General features: G+C 38.4%; 18 protein-coding genes and 1 tRNA gene. 14 read left to right on the top strand and 5 right to left on the bottom strand.

The features are described from left to right. The 5 genes from EHQ31_RS15820 to pheS are packed head-to-tail and all read left to right on the top strand — an operon-like array spanning position 1 to position 5,971. Complete coding sequence (locus EHQ31_RS15820; protein WP_135571857.1) at positions 1-1,872, top strand: motility-associated ABC transporter substrate-binding family protein; 1,872 nt, start codon at positions 1-3, stop codon at positions 1,870-1,872. Further along, complete coding sequence (locus EHQ31_RS15815) at positions 1,869-2,942, top strand: hypothetical protein (RefSeq protein WP_135571855.1); 1,074 nt, start codon at positions 1,869-1,871, stop codon at positions 2,940-2,942. The genes EHQ31_RS15820 and EHQ31_RS15815 overlap by 4 nt, the downstream gene beginning before the upstream one ends. Then, the gene (locus tag EHQ31_RS15810) at positions 2,914-3,558 is read left to right on the top strand and encodes a hypothetical protein (RefSeq protein WP_244247432.1); all 645 of its coding nucleotides are present in this window, start codon (positions 2,914-2,916) and stop codon (positions 3,556-3,558) included. The genes EHQ31_RS15815 and EHQ31_RS15810 overlap by 29 nt, the downstream gene beginning before the upstream one ends. Then, positions 3,555-4,949: a UDP-N-acetylmuramate--L-alanine ligase gene (locus EHQ31_RS15805; protein WP_135571853.1), complete on the top strand. Its 1,395-nt coding sequence runs from the start codon at positions 3,555-3,557 to the stop codon at positions 4,947-4,949. Before EHQ31_RS15810 ends, EHQ31_RS15805 begins: the two co-directional genes overlap by 4 nt. Next, positions 4,946-5,971 carry a phenylalanine--tRNA ligase subunit alpha gene (pheS, locus tag EHQ31_RS15800; RefSeq protein ID WP_135571851.1) on the top strand — a complete coding sequence of 342 codons (1,026 nt, stop codon included), beginning with the start codon at positions 4,946-4,948 and terminating at the stop codon, positions 5,969-5,971. Before EHQ31_RS15805 ends, pheS begins: the two co-directional genes overlap by 4 nt. 59 nt (positions 5,972-6,030) lie before the next feature. On the opposite strand, the gene EHQ31_RS15795 is transcribed toward pheS, so the two are convergent. The 4 genes from EHQ31_RS15795 to EHQ31_RS15780 are packed head-to-tail and all read right to left on the bottom strand — an operon-like array spanning position 6,031 to position 9,778. After that, positions 6,031-7,557: a thiolase C-terminal domain-containing protein gene (locus EHQ31_RS15795; protein ID WP_135571849.1), complete on the bottom strand. Its 1,527-nt coding sequence runs from the start codon at positions 7,555-7,557 to the stop codon at positions 6,031-6,033. A 15-nt stretch (positions 7,558-7,572) separates the two neighbouring features. Continuing rightward, positions 7,573-8,367: a hypothetical protein gene (locus EHQ31_RS15790; RefSeq protein ID WP_135571847.1), complete on the bottom strand. Its 795-nt coding sequence runs from the start codon at positions 8,365-8,367 to the stop codon at positions 7,573-7,575. After that, positions 8,364-9,497, bottom strand: a complete 1,134-nt coding sequence (locus EHQ31_RS15785; protein ID WP_135571845.1) for an LIC_10450 family protein — start codon at positions 9,495-9,497, stop codon at positions 8,364-8,366. The genes EHQ31_RS15790 and EHQ31_RS15785 overlap by 4 nt, the downstream gene beginning before the upstream one ends. Then, entirely contained in the window at positions 9,494-9,778 is a 285-nt protein-coding gene (locus EHQ31_RS15780; protein ID WP_135571843.1) for a hypothetical protein, read from the bottom strand. Before EHQ31_RS15780 ends, EHQ31_RS15785 begins: the two co-directional genes overlap by 4 nt. A gap of 122 nt (positions 9,779-9,900) precedes the next feature. Between EHQ31_RS15780 and rpsT the strand changes: the two genes are divergently transcribed. From rpsT to EHQ31_RS15740, 8 genes are all read left to right on the top strand, one after another. Beyond that, positions 9,901-10,176 (top strand): 30S ribosomal protein S20, encoded by a 276-nt coding sequence (gene rpsT / locus EHQ31_RS15775; protein WP_100741859.1) that lies wholly within the window; start codon positions 9,901-9,903, stop codon positions 10,174-10,176. Positions 10,177-10,279: 103 nt separating this feature from the next. Beyond that, positions 10,280-10,352: transfer RNA gene (locus EHQ31_RS15770), tRNA-Val, on the top strand. A gap of 104 nt (positions 10,353-10,456) precedes the next feature. Beyond that, positions 10,457-11,833 carry a phosphoglucosamine mutase gene (glmM, locus tag EHQ31_RS15765; protein ID WP_135571841.1) on the top strand — a complete coding sequence of 459 codons (1,377 nt, stop codon included), beginning with the start codon at positions 10,457-10,459 and terminating at the stop codon, positions 11,831-11,833. Further along, a complete protein-coding gene (gene glmS / locus EHQ31_RS15760; RefSeq protein ID WP_135571840.1) occupies positions 11,818-13,653 on the top strand; it encodes a glutamine--fructose-6-phosphate transaminase (isomerizing) in 1,836 nt (611 codons plus the stop codon). The genes glmM and glmS overlap by 16 nt, the downstream gene beginning before the upstream one ends. Positions 13,654-13,656: 3 nt before the next feature. Then, positions 13,657-14,688, top strand: a complete 1,032-nt coding sequence (locus EHQ31_RS15755) for a GlmU family protein (RefSeq protein ID WP_135571838.1) — start codon at positions 13,657-13,659, stop codon at positions 14,686-14,688. A gap of 2 nt (positions 14,689-14,690) precedes the next feature. Beyond that, a complete protein-coding gene (locus tag EHQ31_RS15750) occupies positions 14,691-15,596 on the top strand; it encodes an alpha/beta fold hydrolase (protein WP_135571836.1) in 906 nt (301 codons plus the stop codon). A gap of 1 nt (position 15,597) precedes the next feature. Continuing rightward, positions 15,598-17,199, top strand: a complete 1,602-nt coding sequence (locus tag EHQ31_RS15745) for a carboxyl transferase domain-containing protein (protein ID WP_135571834.1) — start codon at positions 15,598-15,600, stop codon at positions 17,197-17,199. 43 nt (positions 17,200-17,242) lie between these two features. Beyond that, complete coding sequence (locus tag EHQ31_RS15740) at positions 17,243-17,599, top strand: STAS domain-containing protein (RefSeq protein ID WP_135571833.1); 357 nt, start codon at positions 17,243-17,245, stop codon at positions 17,597-17,599. A gap of 50 nt (positions 17,600-17,649) precedes the next feature. Here the strand turns inward: EHQ31_RS15740 and EHQ31_RS15735 are convergent, their stop codons facing one another. After that, positions 17,650-18,207: a DJ-1 family glyoxalase III gene (locus EHQ31_RS15735; RefSeq protein ID WP_135571831.1), complete on the bottom strand. Its 558-nt coding sequence runs from the start codon at positions 18,205-18,207 to the stop codon at positions 17,650-17,652. 123 nt (positions 18,208-18,330) lie between these two features. Here EHQ31_RS15735 and EHQ31_RS15730 point away from each other — a divergent pair, with 123 nt between their 5' ends. Then, positions 18,331-19,500, top strand: coding sequence for a trypsin-like peptidase domain-containing protein (locus EHQ31_RS15730; protein WP_208652787.1), 1,170 nt, complete (start codon positions 18,331-18,333; stop codon positions 19,498-19,500).

The raw sequence follows: 19,500 nt of genomic DNA, 5'->3' as shown, positions 1-19,500 counted from the left end.
ATGTTTTTAACCGCAGATAGAATTTTACCATTTGTAAGTTTACTTTCACTTTTCGCCTACTTCTTGTTTGATGGCATGGTCGTAGATCCCAAAAGGAGAATTATTTTTTTTGGAGTGATCTTTTTATTTTTAGCCTCTGATACCATTCTTCGGGCTTTTTCAAAAGGTTTACGCAAAGAAGACCAAAACCGTTATATTGCAGCTGCGTTTGGGATTGGGGCATTTTTATTATCAGTTTTGCGTGATTTTCTGGATTTAAAGCCAGTTGTGGGATTAAACGAAGAATTAAGTGCGATTCCAAAAGTAAGGGAGTTTCTTTTACTTTGTGTGGTTCTATTGTCGATTGTATTTCTTCTACAAATCATACTACTCGAGATAGGGAAGTCATCACTAGAAGCACAAAGCAACTTAGCAAAATCTAAAAGTTCCTTATTACAAAATGCGGTGCTTGGGTTTTTGTTCGTTTTGCCAATTTTAGTTGCAGTTAATTATTTTGCTATCAAACGAAACTATAACTTTGATTTGAGTAGCCAAGGGAAATTTTCTCTTTCTCCAATTTCGAGAAACCTAATTAAACCTATCACAAAAGATGTTACAATCACTGCTTTTTATCCTCGTCCGCTTGAGGCGGATGGACCAGCAAACGGGGATAAGTTGGCAGCTTTTGCACTCACCCGCGTTCGTCCAGATATTGAAATCCTTTTGGACCAAATCAAAGCAGAAAATTCACATATAACCGTTCAGTTTATCAATGCGGATGTAGAAGTTGACTTATTAAAAGAGTTTGGCCAAGTTTCCAATGGAACCATCTTTGTTCGTTCGCAGAAACAATCCTTACTCACATCTGGAACTCCTTTTGTAGAAGAGCGAGTCATTGCAAAAGAACCTAAAGATTTAGAAGATTTAGAACGGAAGTTAGTGGGTGCACTTCTCAATGTTACCACCGAACAGAAAAAAGTTTATTTTACCGTTTCCAATGGAGAAAGATTCGGTATGTCTTTTAAGGCTCTTCCAAATGAACAAGTAAACCGGTTTGTTTCTTCATTACAATTTCTCAATTTTAAAGTGGCAGAGTGGGGTTTTGCACAAGGTTGGCCTTCCAAATTGCCAGAAGATGCAGAAATGTTGGTGGTCCTTGGGCCAACGGTTCCTTTTTCTAAAGAAGCTAAGGAAGAACTTACTAAGTTTGTATTAGAAAAAAGTGGAAAACTCCTTATCACAATGGAGCCAAAAGGGAACGAAGACTTCGCGTGGTTACTGGCAAGTGCTGGTTTGAAATATAAATCTTCTGAGCTTATCGAAAGAGATGAAAAACCAGGTTTTATTGTTGCGAAACGTTTTCCCGATCACAGACTCACTGATTTATTACAAAAAAAAGATATGGGAATTTTATTTCCTTACAGTGGTTATTTGGAAACTGATGTTACTGCTCCATCCCCTCATTCATTGAAGTCAGAAACATTATTAGAATCAGGTTTTGATGCCTATTCTGATGAAAACAAAAATGGAAAATTAGATCCAAATGAAAAAAGAGAAAGCAAAATTCTCTCTATCGTAATGACACCTATGTCCTTAACCAATGACAAAACAGGAAAAATCATTTTACATACAGGAACTTCTTGGATCACCGATCAGTACATTCCGTATGCAATGAACTCTCAATTTTCTACTGTTTCCATTACTGGTTTATTCCAAGACACTGCTGTTGCTGAAATTCCACTTAAAAAAGAAGAATTGGACACCATTTCTCTTTCCGACAATCAAAAGTTAGTGGCTTGGGTGATTGGAGTGTTTTTATTTCCAGGATTCATTTTAGCAGTGGGATCTTACTTTGTGTATTCTAGACGAAAAAGTTCTATGATTGAAGTATGAAACAGAAAATTATTTTAGTAGTCATTGCATTTGTTGGATTGTTTTTTCTATTCTACTGGATGGAAGACCATCCAGAAAATATTTCTGAAACCAATTTTTGGAAAGAAGATTGGAAATCCATTCGATACATTCCACCGAAAGAAGATTGGTGTGGAGTTTTGGTACCGAAGTTTGCAGATGAGGAAATGGTGTTTCGCAAAATCAATCGAGGATGGAACCTAACTCCTATCTACACTGTTAGTTTTACAAAAGATGGAAAAGATTTTTCTTACGAAGCCAATTACAATGTAAAAAATAGTTTTTCAGAATTAAGTGTTCTTAAAACAAAGTTGATCGAAAAATCGACTCCCGAAATTCAAAAATCTTATTGTTTAGGCATGAGTTCTCCATCATTAGCTTTATCTGAAGAGAACGGTGCAGAAATTGAATTTTCCAAAGAGAAACAATTGTTTTTTGGTAAAAAGATTGGGTCTGATGAAGGACGTGTTTCTGTTTTGGTGAATGAAGAAGTTATTGCTCCCTATAACTATTTGATTGAAAAGTTTCGCACACCTTATACAAATTTTCGAGAAAAAATGTATATTACATTTAACGAAGGTTACTTGAAAGAAATTTCATTTTCCGGCCAAGTAGTGAATGTAAAGGCGGAAAATCGTGCCAAAAAAAACCAATATAATGTATATGTAAACGATTGGAGTCGCATCACTGATGAAAGGATTGTTTTGCCACCAGATGTGGGAAACCAATGGGAATCGGTGGTCAAAGGACTAAAAGTTGAATATTATATCGATGAAACTGGTGCCCCTGAGTTTCCAATATTGTCCTCCAAACAAACGCCAGAAGCAATATTGGATGTAACGCAATCCGAAGGAATTAAATTTCGTCTTTCCTTTTATCCACTCTGGGAATCCAATTCGGGAAAATGGCGTCCCGTACGCCGGGAATTATTGCCTTATTTTTCTGAATCCATCACTTGGATGAGAGAAGAATCCTTCCAAAATTTGGTGAATGCCGTCATGAAAGTGAAAAGTGCTTCCCGGTATGAGCGTCCCAACCAGAAAATCCAATAAGGTGCAAAAAGTTTCTACAGTCGCATCTCGGATGGAAATGATCCGAGATTTATTCTATTCTCCTATGTCTGCCTTCGAATCCTATTATCATAAAACGGATTTGGGTGGTCGTGACTTATGGTTGGCCCATCTCCAACTCATTCTGCTTGCTCCAATTGCAAAGTTTTTTGGAAATTTAATCCAAATTGTTTTGTTCAAAGTATCCACGGTCGATGAAGAAACAAAGTTAACCTACACACAAGGGATTTTGACCTTATTCTTTTTTTATTTAGGATTCTATATTGTAATTCGATTGGTTGATAGTTTTCGAATGTACCATCAAATGCGAGATCGAACCAAAGATTGGGAAGGACCAGAACCACATGTGTTTATGATTTCCTATCTTCCTTTCAGTGCTACTGCCATCTTTTGGATTTTTCCTGCACCGATCCCTTTACTTGCGTTAGGTGTTGGTTTTTTGTATTCATTGCATTTGGCATATTACTATTTATCACACCGAAGAGAATGGACATCCTTTGATTTTCTATTTTTTCTGATGAAAGTAGTTTTGTTTTTTTTGGTTCTTATTTCAGTTCCTTTATTTATTTACAACCTGGTTAGGACGGTACTCTTTTGAAAATCTTTTTGGTAGGCATTGGTGGAATTGCTATGGGTAATTTAGCCTATATGCTAAAAAATCAAGGTCATGACGTTTCAGGTTCCGATCAAAATCTTTATCCACCTATGTCGGATAAGTTGGTAGAATGGGGATTGTCACCTAAATCTGGTTATCGTAAAGAAAATGTAAAAGGTGCGGATTTAGTCATCATCGGAAATGCGATTTCACGTGGGAATCCAGAAGTAGAAGAAGTTCTAAATACAGGGATGGAGTACATGAGTATGGCCCAGGCCATCGGAACTTTTTTTCTGAAAGGGAAAAAACCCATCGTGATTTCTGGAACTCATGGAAAAACAACAACAACCTTTTTAACCCATTGGATTTTAGAGTCCATTGGACTAAAACCCGGTCTTTTTGTGGGTGGGATTCGGAAAGACGGTTTCCCAGGATTTGCACTTGGGGAAGGAGATTATTTTGTCATTGAAGGGGATGAATACGATTCTGCTTTCTTTGATAAAAGTTCTAAGTTTTTACATTACAGACCCTACTATTTAGCAATGAATGCTTTGGATTTTGATCATGCGGATATTTTTGCTGATTTAAATGCAATTAAAACCATGTTCAAACGCCTGTTAAATTTGGTTCCTGGTCGTGGTAAGGTTTTTTATTGGAAAGGTTCTAGGAACCTCGTGGAAATCACGAAAGATTATAAACATGCACCCGTAGAATCCTTTGATTTAGGAGACAAAAACTCCATTTTTAAATATGAAAAAGGTGTGTTATCTGAGATCCGAACCAAAACAAAATTAAAACCATCTTTGATTGGATCACATAACTACCGCAATGTAGAAGTGGCCACTCGTATTTGTTTAGAAATTGCTCCTCAAAAAAGAAAAGAAATTTTAGAAGCTGTGGTTTCTTTCCCAGGTGTCAAACGAAGGCAAGAAAATCTATTTGTTTCCGATAAGAGTTTACTTGTAGAAGATTTTGCTCACCATCCTGTGGCCATCCAAGAAACCATACGAGCTCACAAAGAAACTTATCCTGGATACAAAATCATTTCTCTTTTTGAACCAAGAAGTGCCACTTCACATAGAAATGTTTTCCAAGATGACTTTGCCAAATCTTTTAAAGGAAGTGATGTGAGCATTGTTACTGAAGTTTACCAAGTAGATAAGGTAAACAAACCTTTGCGTTTGAATGTTAAAAAATTGGTTAAAGACATTGTTAAGAATACAAAAAAAGACGCATTGTATGCAAAAGATCCCAAAGAAATTCCAGTCCTCTTAAAAAAGATTCTACCAAAATTCCAAAAAGAAAAAGTAATCATCCTTGCGATGTCGAATGGTGCCTTTGGTGGAATTTATCCTGAATTAAAATCATTAATCGAATTACGAGAATCTGTATGAGCCTATCCCAAGAAATCGAAGCCTTAGTCAAAGAAGCGGAAACTATTTTATCTTCAGCTACATCCGAACAAGATTTGGATTCTTTAAAAAACCAATTCATTGGTAAAAAAGGAAAACTCACTTCTGTTTTAAAAGGTCTTGCGGCCTTATCCGTGGAAGAGAAAAAAACAGTAGGGAAACAAGCGAACGAGGCACAAGGCCGGCTCGAAAGTTTTGTTGAATCCAAAAGAACTTCGTTAAAAGAAAGTTTTTATGAAAACAAGTTAGGCCAAGAATTTTTTGATAGTTTGCAACCGCTAGCTTCCAAAGAAAGAGGAAGCCTTCATCCCATTTCTCAAATCCAATACGAAATCGAAGATATTTTTACTTCTATGGGTTTTTCTGTGATGGATGGGCCAGAAGTAGAAACCGATGAAAACAATTTCGGTGCTCTCAATTTTACCGAAGACCATCCTGCTCGCGATATGCAAGATACGTTTTATACGGAAGATGGAAATTTACTGAGAACTCATACGTCAGCCATCCAAGTGCGTGCCCTTCGTAAATTAAAACCACCCTTTCGAATCATTGCTCCGGGTCGTGTGTTTCGTTATGAAGAAGTAGATGCCTCTCACGAAAATACATTCTACCAAGTAGAAGGGATGGTTGTGGGTGAAAATATTTCAGTCGCCCACTTGATTTATACTATGGAAACACTTCTTTCTCGTGTGTTTCGCAAAGAAATCAAAACTAGACTAAGACCAGGATACTTCCCTTTTGTGGAACCAGGTTTTGAACTTGATATCAACTGTTTGGTATGCGGTGGAGATGGTTGTAGTGTATGTAAACATTCCGGTTGGTTGGAATTACTTCCTTGTGGACTGGTTCATCCCAATGTTTTGGAAGCGGCAGGACTTGATTCAAAAAAATGGACTGGGTTTGCCTTTGGCCTAGGCCTTGACCGTCTTGTGATGATGCGTTATGGAATCCATGACATCCGGTATTTCCAATCGGGGAATTTAAGGTTTTTAAGACAGTTTTAGTATTGTTAGGTGATTAAGAAACCAAAGGCCAAGAACTTCCATCCTTGGCCTTTTTCATTTTACCCTAATAGAATCGCTTGGATTTTTCCTTCGATCTCCTGGAATTCTACTTTTGATTTTCCCAGTTCCAATCCTTCTTTCGATACAATTTCCACTCCGTCTTTCCCATATAGATTGGTAAGAACCATCTCTCCATTGTCTTTTGTAGAACAAACAATGAGGTATGGTGGTTTTTTTTCTCCACCTGGATTGAAATAGATGGTGCTAACGGTAAGGATGGTTGCTTTTTCTCCGAGTTTGGGACTGGGGACATTGACTTCCAATGGTTTTAAAGCCAATGGTTCTCTCGCAGGTTTTGGTTTTTCTTTAGAAAACAAAACCACTGAATTGATACTATCAATCCCACCATTCCCACCAAGCAAACTCACATTAGGTGACGTTTCTAACTTTTTTGGAATAGGATTTACCGCAAGTTCGTATTGGCTTGCTATATCAATGAGACCTGTAGCTCCCGAAAGTGCCATTGCCGCTTGGTAGTTTAAAATTCCCCCACCTAGGTTGATCGGAATTTCTTTTGCACCATTGGAGATTTTTCCCTTACGTAGTGATGTCGCTGTATCTTTCGGAGAAACTCCAAAATACAAACCCGCTTCATGGATGATCATTCCTGTAAAACAATCGTAAATCCAAGCATAGTCAATCTCCGAACGATTGAATCCAGAAGAAGCCACAGCTCGTTCACAAGCAAGAGCCGCTGGACTTTTTAAGTCTTTCTTTTGGATGAAGTATTCCGCATGGGCACTGTGTCCGGAACCTGCTAAGTAAATATGTTCGGCATCTTTTTTGATAATATTATTCTCAATTAACTTCTGTTTCATGAATTCAGAAGTGATGAGAGTGGCAAATCCATGATCGGTGACAATGGCGATCATCGGTGTGCTATAAACTCCAGAAAGAGGTTTCTTTAATTGTTTTTCTGTGAGTGGTTTTTGGAATTGGAAGGCACGGGGATTGGATTCGGCAAGGGAACGAAAGTGTTTTGTGATTTCTTCTAAATCCTCACTAGTCACACCCGTATCAAACATCATTCGTTCACATAACAAAGAATAAAGTCCAATGAGAGTTGCCCCATACGGCATTTCCCAATCCTTATGACAAACTGTGGCTGTGAGTCGTTTTAAGTCTGAAACTTGTTTGAAAACAGATTTGGGAATATCGGCGGCCGCAACAAGGACAACTGCATAAGGATTGGATTTGACTATGGTATGTGCCTGTCCGATAGCTCCACCGACACTGGCCCCACCCAAATCCACCGTATGGCAGGCAAGCCCACCAAATCCCATATCATTGGCATCTTTCACTGTAAATCCATACCCTTCGCGCCCAAGAGACTGGGCTTCGATGGAAACAAAATCAGTTAAATAAGGAGCAATTTTTGAACGATCCGTTCCGAGAAAACCGAAAAGTTTATCCACAGAACGGAAAAGTAAAGAATGGTATTTTTCTAAAGGAGGAAGGTTTTTATAAACTTCCGAATCAAATTCAGATTCGATGGTGTCTGCGACACCTAGTAGAATTGGGTCCATGATGGCACATTAGAATTAACCTTCCATATTCATCAACGCATTCATTCGAAAATCTTGTATGATTTGTTTACATCGTTCAGTGATGCGAGTGAGGCTTTCTCCAAATTTTTTCCCACCAAAGGAACTGTGAGCATTTGGATATTCCTTTTCGTTCACTTGGACAATTAGATCGGGATTGATTCTGTTTTTACTTACCAGATCTTGCACAGCTGTGATGATATTTTTTAGCGCAATACATCCGTCTTTCAAAAGGTTCTGAGAAGCTTTTTCGATAACGATATTGTTTCCATTGGCATCTAGTAAAGTTTTGATGAACTCTTGCATTTTTAAGGAAGGAAGACCACGTCTTGTCATTCCAATTCGTTCCACTTGCAAAACAGCATCTTGTAAAAAAGAGTATTCTGGGGTTCCTTTAAAGATATTAATCAGAACAGGAAGTTCTGTTTCTGTAAAATCTAACATGGCTCCGTAGAAGTACCTTGTTTCTACTTTTGCCAGAGGATGAAAATCTACCTTTTTATAATTAGCCAACTTCTCAATAGATTCATCCATAATCCGATTTAAAGTTTGTGCTTTGGCTGCTTCTTTTTTGGCAGCAAGTTCCTGAAACTTTGATTTTAGTTGTTCGAGAAAGGTTACTTCTTCCGTTAAAAATTTTGTGACGTTACCACGGAGTTTGAGTACTTGTAAATATCTTTGTTCGAACCCAGTTTGGTCGAATGCTTTGGGATTTAGTTTTCCGTGTTCTTTGTATTCTGATCTTATTTTTTCTAATATTGCTTTTGTTTCTGCTTCCGACAGTTCTTTCATTTCGATTGTTTCCAGTTCTCAATATCAAGTATGGTTTTATCCAAATCTTGAGCAAAATAAAGAGATGCATTTTTTGCATCAACATACATCAACTGGTTTGCATATTGTAATTGTTTTACCTGAATATCATTTTTCAGATTTAAAATATTCAATAATTGCAAACTAAGTTTTTTGAAGTCTTTTATTATTATATCGGAAAGTCTTTGCATTTCATACAGATGGAGTCTGTTTAATTTTTCCTTATCTGATTCAATAAATTTCATTTCTTCTCTTTTTTCTGCAGGGGCTTTTGAGATATAATACGTAATAGGACGAGGATATGATGTCATTTCTTTGTGAAGATCCACCATTTTGTCAATGGCTTCAAAAACTTGGGCTTCCATTTCACGAGCAAAGTTCCCAACTATATTTTTATTTTCGGAAGGATCTCCGGTAAGTTCAAAAATTCGGGAGGATTGTAAGTTGCGTATGATGGCTGTGACTCGTTCCCGGTAGGTAGTCAGTAATTTAATAAAATCTTCAATTTGTTGGAAGGCAGTTTTGTCATTCGACTCTTCTCCCAATACTACATTCGGATCTGGATTTGTTTGTTCCTCAGGTTCTTCTGGCGTTGGTAAATCCGGTGTGTTTAATAAACCTGCATGAGAGAATGTTTCCTGAATAGGAGGAGGTTCTTCTCCCTCAAAGATATTTAAATCCACATCTTCATTCATTAAGTTTTCTTCCGGAGGAAGTTTAACGTTATCACCTTGAAGTTCTGCAGGTTTTTCAAAGGCAATCGGTTGCGTTTGTTGCTGAATTCCAACTAACTTTCCTAATATGGGATTCGATTTTAATCCTTCAGAAATTTGTGTTGTGGAATGCGAGGCAGTGGTAGTATTTGGGTTCGCTGAAGATTGCGTTATTTCAGAAGATTGAGAAGGTGACAAGTGAGGGATTACTTCAAAATGATTGCCAACGAGTTTTAAAATCTCAATCCTGCGTGTGTCTTTGTTAAAACGCAGCGCATAGCGATTGTTATCTTTGTCGATATATCTTTGTTGGATTTGGGAAATAGATAATTTAATGGGGTCGATGTCTGCAATGGACTCAATTTTGATATAATGGTATTTTGATTTTTCAGGAGTCACAGTCGTAAAATTTCCAACAAAGCTTCTGTGAAAGCATACGAGAGTAATAGGTTCGGGTCAACTTCCTTCTCCCTAGAAATTAAACTTAAAGTAAAAAAATCATACCGGCTGAGTTCCATACGTTCATAATGGCCCGATTCACGTTTTTCAAAGGTTCCCGGCACCATTCCCTCTACTTTTAGGGATAATATAGCCATTTTTGTGACAAGGCCCAAATCCAAATTCCTCTGTTTTAGGATTTCATAGAGTTCGGAATCGATCCAAATGAGAATGGGGAACATAGGATTCTCCTGTGGGTATGGGTTGCCTAACCACCAATTTGGTTCTTATTTTTTTCTCTTTCGCCTTGACCGGCAGAGTGGTACTCAAAAGATAAGTAAAAATTCCTCGTAGGGGACATTCCTTGGCTAATTTAAAATCATCTAAAAAAGACATTCGTAGAACTGCTCGTAGAAAAGAGCGAAATGGTGAAGATCGCACTGAATTGCGTACATACGCACGCCTTCTTCTCAAAGCAATCAAAGCTGGAGACAAAACAGAAGCATTAACAGTTTTCTCTAAACTTGCTTCAAAATTGGACCGTGCTGCAAAAACTAAACTCATTCATAAGAAAAATGCGGATCGTAAAAAATCACGTATGGCACTTCGTATTAACTCCATCGAGACAAAAGCCGCCTAACATTTGCTTTTAGCTAGAAGGAATGAGGCCACCAATGGTGGCCTTTTTTATTTCTAAATCTGATTTACAAAAATCTCAACTCCGGTTTACTGGTCATAATAACGGGCGATTAGCTCAGCTGGGAGAGCAGCTGCCTTACAAGCAGCGGGTCGGCAGTTCAATCCTGTCATCGCCCAAACCGTTTTTCTTCAATCTTCACTTTTATTCCACTTCGTTGACACATTCCAAAAAGCAAAAAGATAGACTTGCAGTGGGAATCCGCGAGCCTTGATAGTATTGTATGCGATTTACGAAAGAGTATGATCTGTCCTCCCTGATGATTTCTATCTCCGGTGTCCGGGGTAAAATTGGTTTAGGGTTTGGCTTAGACGAAGCTTTGGCATTTTCAAAATCCTTTGCTTCTATGATGAATGGCGGTACTGCCGTGATTGGACGGGACTCAAGACCAAGTGGTCCTTATTTGGAATCACTTCTCACCTCAGCGTTGTTAGCTTCCGGAAATTCTGTTTTAACATTGGGGCTTGTTCCCACTCCCACTACTAAAGCCGTTGTGAATCTTTCGAAAGCCAATGGTGGGATTATGATTTCAGCTTCACACAATCCAATGGATTGGAATGCATTTAAATTTATTTCTAAAAAAGGTTTTTTCTTTTCTGCGGAAGAAAATAAAAAACTTTTATCCATCATTCAAAATGGAACTTATCCCAAAGAACAAATTTCCCCCAAAGGTTATATCGATTCTGGTGAAGACTATATTGACCTACATTTGTCTTCTGTATTAAAACGAGTGAATGTAGCCAAAATCAAAAAGAAAAAATTTACAGTGTTTGTAGATGCTGTCGGTGGTGCTGGTTCTTATGTAGTTCCAAAATTTTTGCAGATGTTAGGTTGCAAAGTTGTGGCTCATAATTGTAATCCCGATGGAACGTTTCCAAGACCACCAGAACCTACAGCTGCTGCCTTAAAATCAGTAGAACCATATTTCAAAAAATCAAAAGCAGACATTGGTTTTGCATTAGATCCCGATGCCGATAGACTCGTATTGTTTTCTCCTAAACGTGGTGCTGTATCAGAAGAATACACTCTTCCATTAGCACTAATGAATGTTTTATCAACAGCTAAGAAAAAAGCAAAAGTCGTCGTGAACTTATCTACTTCATTTTTAAACGAAGAAGTGGGATTTAGGTTTGGTGCCGAAGTCATTCGCAGCAAAGTGGGGGAAGCAAACGTTGTGGAAGAAATGCTGAAAACCAAAGCAGTGTTTGGTGGGGAGGGGAACGGTGGGGTGATTGATCCAACAATTCCTTCTTTTGGTCGGGACACTTTGTCCGGAATTGCCCATATCCTAAACTTGATGGCAGAAACTGGAAAGACAGTAGATGTTCTCCTAGATGAACTTCCTTCGCTTTATATGGACAAACAATCCTTTCCATTGGCAAAAGGAATGTCTTTAGAAAGTCTTTATGAAAAATTTCAGTCTGAATTTTCTCCGAAAGTTATTTCCGAGAAAGACGGACTTTGGATGTATGTATCGGATTCTTGGATCCACATACGTCCTTCCAATACAGAACCAATTTTTCGAGTGATTACTGAAACTAAATCCAAATCTGATTTGGAAACTACCTTAAAGAGGGTAAAACAATGTGTGGAATCGTAGGTTATTTAGGAAAAAGAGAGGCACTCCCTCTTATCATCAAAGGTCTCAAACGTTTAGAATATCGCGGTTATGATAGTGCCGGCGTTGCTTTGTTAAATGGTGGACTTGAGATTGTAAAAAAGAAAGGAAAAGTTGCTGATTTAGAAAAGGAAATTGGTGACAGGACACTCCTTGCTACATTGGGAATTGGTCATACACGTTGGGCAACACACGGCGAACCCAATGATCGTAATGCTCACCCACACACTAGTTCTGATGGAAAATTAGCCATCATTCATAACGGGATCATTGAAAATTACGGTTCTATCAAAAAAGAATTAGAAGCAAACGGACATAAGTTCAAATCCGATACCGATTCAGAAGTTCTAATCCATTTAATTGAAGAAATTAAAAAACAAAACAACTGCCCTATTGAAGAAGCAGTTCGTCTGGCTTTGAATGAAGTGGTTGGTGCCTATGCTATAGTCATCTTATCGAAAGATAACGAAAGAACTATGATTGCGGCAAGAAAAGGTTCACCTCTTGTGATTGGAATTGGTGAAGATGAATACTTTGTAGCTTCTGATGCAACACCTATCATTGAATACACGAATAATGTAACATACTTAAATGATCAAGAAATGGCCATTATCAAAGACGGAAGTCTTGTGGTTAAAAACTTAGAAAACGTTACTAAAACTCCATTCATTCAAAAACTAGAGTTGGATTTGGAAGACATTGAAAAGGGTGGGTATCCACACTTTATGTTAAAAGAAATCTTTGAACAACCCAAGTCAGTGCGTGATGCCATGCGAGGTCGCCTCGTATCTCGGGAACACCATTTGTTCCTGAGTGGGATTGATCAATATTTGAATCGTTTTTTGAATGCAGACCGTTTAATCCTTGTTGGTTGCGGAACTTCTTGGCATGCAGGTTTGATAGGTGAATACTTATTCGAAGACTTGGCTCGGATTCCTACAGAAGTAGAATATGCATCTGAATTTCGTTACCGCAATCCGATTGTGACAGAAAGGGATGTGGTCATTGCTGTATCCCAATCAGGGGAAACAGCGGATACTCTTGCGGCGATTGAATTGGCAAAGTCCAAGGGAGCACTTATCTTTGGCGTTTGTAACGTGGTGGGTTCTTCCATAGCACGTGCCTCACATGCAGGAGCTTATCTCCATGCAGGTCCCGAGATTGGTGTGGCATCCACAAAGGCATTCACATCCCAAGTATCGATCCTTACCATGATGGCTTTGTATTTAGGTCTAAAAAAAGGTTCTATCTCTTTATCTGATTACCAAACTTTACTTTTAGAATTGGATTCGATTCCAGATAAGGTTTCGAAAATTCTAACTAAAGATGACGACATTCGAAATATCGCTGAAAATTATTACCGTGCATCTAACTTCCTTTATTTGGGGCGCGGTTTTAATTTCCCTGTTGCTCTCGAAGGTGCATTAAAATTAAAAGAAATTTCCTACATTCATGCGGAAGGATATCCTGCCGCAGAAATGAAACATGGGCCCATTGCCCTTATTGATGAAGATATGCCTGTTGTGTTTATTGCAACCAAAGACGGCTCATACGAAAAAGTAATTTCTAATATCCAGGAAGTGAAAGCAAGGAAGGGAAAGGTGATTGCAGTTGTAACAGAAGGGGATACAGATATAAAATCTATGGCAGATTATACATTTGAAATTCCAAAAACAGCGGATGCCCTTGTTCCATTACTTGCTGTCATTCCTTTGCAACTTTTGTCTTACCATATAGCAATCCTTAGGGGATGTAATGTGGACCAACCTAGGAATTTAGCAAAATCTGTGACCGTGGAGTAAACAGTGAATCTCTTATTTGACGATTCGAAAAGAAACCCGTCTCTTGAGCCTCTATCAAGATTTCATTCTTTTTTTGAATGGAACCTTGGTGGTGTCAGTTTACTTGAAAAATTAGAACGTAAATATCCAGGGGCTAAGATTTTTTACAAAGGTCCTGATCCTCACTTTGAAAAACTTATTTTTCAAAGATACCCACATGTTTTACCCGCTAACCTTGATAATTATGATTCGATTTATAGTTCTGATTCTTATCTGCCTTGGGAACTTTTAGGTACAGTCACTTCTATCATCGAGGACATTCTCAATTTAGAAAAAGATTGGAAACGATTTCGCCAAAAGTACAAAGCAAAACAAGCCGGATTTCATATTGTAGGCAAAGAAAAACACCTATACATTCATCCGGGTGCGACTGTTTATCCTGGAGTTGTTTTTGATACAACTCATGGTCCTATCCTCATTGAAGATGGAGCCAAAATTTCCTCATTTAGTTTTTTAGAAGGCCCCGTTTTTGTCGGAAAAAATACTCAAATTGACAATGCTCGTATCACTGGTGGCTGCCTTATTGGAAACCAGTGTCGCATTGGTGGGGAAGTGGAAAACTCAATCATTCTTGATTACACCAACAAACACCATGAAGGTTTTCTTGGACATAGTTTTGTTTCCACTTGGGTAAACCTAGGTGCGTTGTCGACTACGAGTGATTTAAAAAACAATTATGGAATTGTGAAGTTAAAGATTGGTGATTCGATTGTAAACACTGGTACGATAAAATTTGGATCTCTGATTGGTCCCTTTACAAAACTTGCGATTGGAGTGATGTCAAATACAGGAACTGTTTTTGATATTGCGAGTAACGTTGTGGAATCCAGAATCCAAGGTTATGTGCCAGCCTTTACTTGGATCAAACCTGGTGGTCGTTACCGTTTGGAAGAGTTTCTTTTTGATACAAAAAAAATCATGGCACGACGCGGTATGAATCTTTTTGAATTTGAAGAAGAGTATTTGAGAAAATTATACGGAAGTTTTGCGGAGTAAACATGACACCCAGTTTGTTAGAACATATCAATTCTGGAAAAACAGTAGAAATTGATGATTTACGTTTTTTTTATCTGGATGAAGGAAAAGGTGAAGAGACAATCCTTCTTTTACCTGGTTTTTTAACTACATCATATAACTACCGTAAATTGGTTAATTTGTTATCTGCACATTACCGAGTGATTGCACTTGATTTTTTAGGGACTGGATTTAGCACAAGACCTGACGACCCACTTTCGCATAGGTTGCAAGCTCACTATTTGGCTCCATTTTTAGAAAAGGTAGTAGGGGATAAAAAGGTGCATGTTGTCGCGTTTGATTATGCACTTCCCATTCTATGTTTTACTTTTAAAGAACACGCAAATCAATATAAGTCCTTATCCATTTTAGGTGGATTTATGAATTTGCCAAAGTTTCGTTTTTATTTTCCCCTTCATTTCCTTCGTTTGCCTCTAGTTGGAGAAGTGTTTTCCTTTTTGTTTCGCCCACCGCTCCTTAGGTTGATATATAAATTATTCCTGGTAAATAAAACTCATCAGCTTTCGTATGAATGGGAAAAGACCATGTATCATTTGTTATTTGAAGGTAAGGCGCGCAAAAACACTTTAGAATTTATTCGAAACGTGGATCGTTCGACCCATGCGCTTCGCGAAATCGAAGAAGGTGCAAAAAACTTTGTGGGTCTTCGTCAAATTTATATCGGTGAGGAAGATTTCCGTATTTCTCCCAACCAAACCGAGTATATGAAAGAAACTCTTAGGACAAGTAGCCTTGTTTTTTTACCTGCAAAACATCTTCCGATGGAAGAATGTCCTGAAGTGATTTTTGAAAAACTACATTACTTTGTAGATTCCTTCTCACATAAAAAAACAAAAACCTTTCATTTTAACAAACAGAACAAGGATTAATATGGAAAGAATCATCTCCAAAACAAACCCGCAATCCTCTGAATTTGTAGCAAACCGTACAGCATATTTGGAAACTATTGTACCAATTCGCAAAATTATCGATAATGTGAAGTTAGGTGGTGGAAAAAAGGCCCTTGAAAAACATAAATCAAGAGGGAAACTCACTGCTAGAGAAAGAATTGCAGAACTTATAGATGCGGGAACTGAGTTTATGGAGATTTGTGGTTTGGCAGGAGAAGGTGTTTATTCGGATCCCGTTCCTTCTGCTGGAATCATCACTGGAATTGGTAAAGTGGAAGGTGTCGACTGTATGATTGTTGCCAATGATGCCACAGTCAAAGGAGGAACTTATTATCCTCTTACGGTCAAAAAACATGTTCGCGCTCAAGAAATTGCCGAAAACAATTCCCTTCCTTGTATTTATTTGGTGGATTCTGGCGGGGCATTTTTACCCATGCAAGATGAAGTGTTCCCAGACAAAGATCACTTCGGACGTATTTTTTTCAACCAAGCACGAATGAGTGCCAAAGGAATTTCACAAATAGCAGTTGTTATGGGGTCTTGCACAGCAGGTGGAGCCTATATTCCTGCTATGTCTGACGAGTCTGTGATTGTTAAAGGAAACGGAACTATCTTTTTAGGTGGTCCACCACTTGTCAAAGCAGCCACAGGTGAGGTTGTCACCGGGGAAGAGTTAGGTGGTGCTGATGTTCATTGCCGTGTGTCTGGTGTAACAGACCATTATGCCGAAGATGATTTTCATGCTTTGGAAATTACTCGTTCTATCATTAAAAATATAAACTCAAAAAAAGATTCACAACCCAAAGAAACAGAAGAACCACTATATCCCATTGAAGAAATTTATGGGATCATCGAAAGAGATTCTAAAAAGTCTTACGATCCAAGAGAGATCATTGCAAGGATTGTGGATGGATCTAGATTTCATGAATTTAAAAAACTATATGCCACAACCATTGTGACTGGGTTTGCCGAAGTGTATGGATATCCTGTTGGGATCATTGCCAATCATGGGGTTCTATTTTCTGAGTCAGCGCTGAAGGCATCTCATTTTATTGAACTTTGTGACCAAAGAAGAATTCCACTTTTATTCCTCCAAAACATCACAGGGTTTATGGTAGGGAAAAAATACGAAAACAATGGGATTGCTCGGGACGGCGCCAAAATGGTAAATGCTGTTTCTACAACAACAGTTCCTAAGTTAACGATTGTTACGGGTGGATCTTACGGTGCTGGAAATTATGGAATGTGTGGTCGTGCCTTCGCCCCTGAATTTTTATGGATGTGGCCCAATGCTCGAATCTCTGTAATGGGAGGAGAACAAGCTGCCAATGTTCTTTGGACTGTGAAGAAAGACCAAAAAGAAGCGGCAAAAGAAACAGTGTCGGCGGACGAAGAGGCCATATTTAAAAAGCCGATTTTAGAAGATTATGAAAAAAAATCATCAGCGGTATATAGTTCTGCTCGTCTTTGGGATGATGGAATCATTGATCCTGCTGATACAAGGAAAGTTTTAGGAAGAGCATTGTCCATTTTAAGCCAAAGAAAGGAAGAAAGAAAACCATTTGGTGTCTTTCGAATGTAATTTTTGACTTTTCATTCTCCTTCGAAATGCAAACTCATTACAAATGATCATCCACGAGAAGTCATCCAATCAAGTCGCTATCATCACCATTGAGGGTGAGGTTGATTTGTACAATGCAAAAGAATTGAAAGACATTCTGGATGATAAAATGCGGACACACCAATATGAGATCGTTGTGAATTTGGAAAAAGTTCCGTTTATGGATAGTTCTGGAATCGGGACACTTGTTACTGCTATGTACAAACTAAAAAAATACCACGGAAACTTAAAGGTTTGTAGCGTTCACGGATCGGTAGCTAAAGTATTTAAACTCACTGGAATGGAAAGTCATTTAGAAGTGTTTGATACGGAAGAAAATGCCGTAATTTCTTTAGTGAATGAAAGGGAATCTGCCGACTAATGAGAGTTTTATAACGATATACTAGTTTTATTAACAAACAAGTTTCGTAATTAAGGTAAATGTAAACCCAACTTCACTTTTTCCATTACTTCTTTTCCTTCTAAACTTTCTAAAATATACAAAGCAAATTCAAAAGCAGAACCAGGGCCAATGCTCGTATGGATATGGTTATGTGATTCGATTCTTTTTCCGGTATACATTCCCCCTTTTCCTTTAGCTAAATCATCGGCAGAAGGAAAGGCCGTATATGGATCATCACCGGAGATAATGTCTAAATATCTGAGCACACTGGGAGCCGCACAAATGGCTCCAATCATTTTTGATTGTTGATGGAATGATTTTAGAATCGAACTAATTTCTGGATCTTTCATGAGTTGTTTGGTTCCTTCGAGTCCACCCGGAAGAAGGATGGCATCAAATTCACTGGGAATGATTTCTGAAAAAGTTTTGTCTGCTAAATGAAGAGTTTTTCTTGCGGCAAGGATGGGATCTTTGGATTTTCCGCCGGATACCACTTCGACATTTCCTCTTCTCAAAACATCAATGAGGATGATGGCTTCCATTTCTTCAAAGCCAGGACAGAGAGGGATAAAAACTCGTTTTGCCATAAAAAGACTAGTTTACCTTTGTACAAAATGTTCAAGTTTTTTTGTAAAAAAACGATCCCAAGAAATGAGAACTTTCCTGGAACTTTTCGGGTCTTATATATTAGGAGAGAGTGTTAATTGTCTATGACTTTAAAAAAATCGAATCCTTTACGTTACTTAGCAGTTGCTTTTAGTTTTTTACTGTTGGGAACATTTTTGTCTCCCATTCTTACTTGCGGAAATTCTACCGAAAATCCTCTGCAATTAAAAGCAGACGGTGGAGAAAAATTATCCCCAGCCCAAACACAAGCAGTGGCTTTGGAAGATGCCTTCCAAGAAGTTTTTGATAAAGTTTCTCCCAGTGTGGTTTCGATTGCCACAGAAAGGACAGTCAATGTCCAACAACATCCGTTTTCGGGAGACCCATATTTTGATCATTTTTTTGGACGCCCTGGTGGTGGATCGGGTCGTGTGATGAAACAAAAACAATCAGGTCTAGGATCGGGAATTGTTCTTAACGAAGATGGTTATATTATGACGAACCACCATGTGATCAAAGACATGGACAAACTCACAGTGAAATTTAAAAATCAAAAGACCTTTGATGCCAAACTCATTGGTTCTGATGAAACAATGGATATCGCCTTACTCAAGATAGATGCTCCGAAGGGTACGCTTCGTCCGATTGTACTTGCGGATTCCAATAAAGTCAAAGTAGGAAACTGGGCCATTGCCATTGGTGCCCCACTCGGTTTTGAACATTCCTTTACAGTCGGGGTTGTTTCTGCGGTACAACGGGGAGGGATTGATTCCTCAGGTTTATCCTACATCCAAACCGATGCTGCCATCAACCAAGGAAATAGTGGAGGCCCACTCCTCAACATCCGAGGGGAAGTGATCGGGATCAATCGTATGATTGCTTCACAATCAGGCGGCTCCGTGGGAATTGGATTTACCATTCCTATCAATGAAGCACGGAGAGTGGCGGAAGAAATCAAAACCAACGGGAAAGTCACTCGTCCTTGGATTGGTGTGGGTCTTGATGCTGTCAGTGAAGAAGATATGGAACAACTCAAACTCAAAGACACAAAAGGTGCGATTGTCCGACAAATCATCAAGGGATCTCCTTCAGACAAAGCCGGATTAAAACTTTTTGATGTGATTGTAGAAATGGGAGGAAAAGAAATCCAAACACCAGAGGAACTCATTGGTTTTGTGAGGTCTTCAAAAATTGGAAAACGAATCGAGATAAAAATCATTCGAAATAAAAATGAAATCTTGACTTCCATCACTCCAGAGCAGAAACCCAATTGA

The organism is Leptospira montravelensis, assembly GCF_004770045.1.
GTDB classification, from domain to species: Bacteria; Spirochaetota; Leptospiria; order Leptospirales; family Leptospiraceae; genus Leptospira_A; species Leptospira_A montravelensis.
This window is presented reverse-complemented; position numbering and strand designations above follow the sequence as displayed.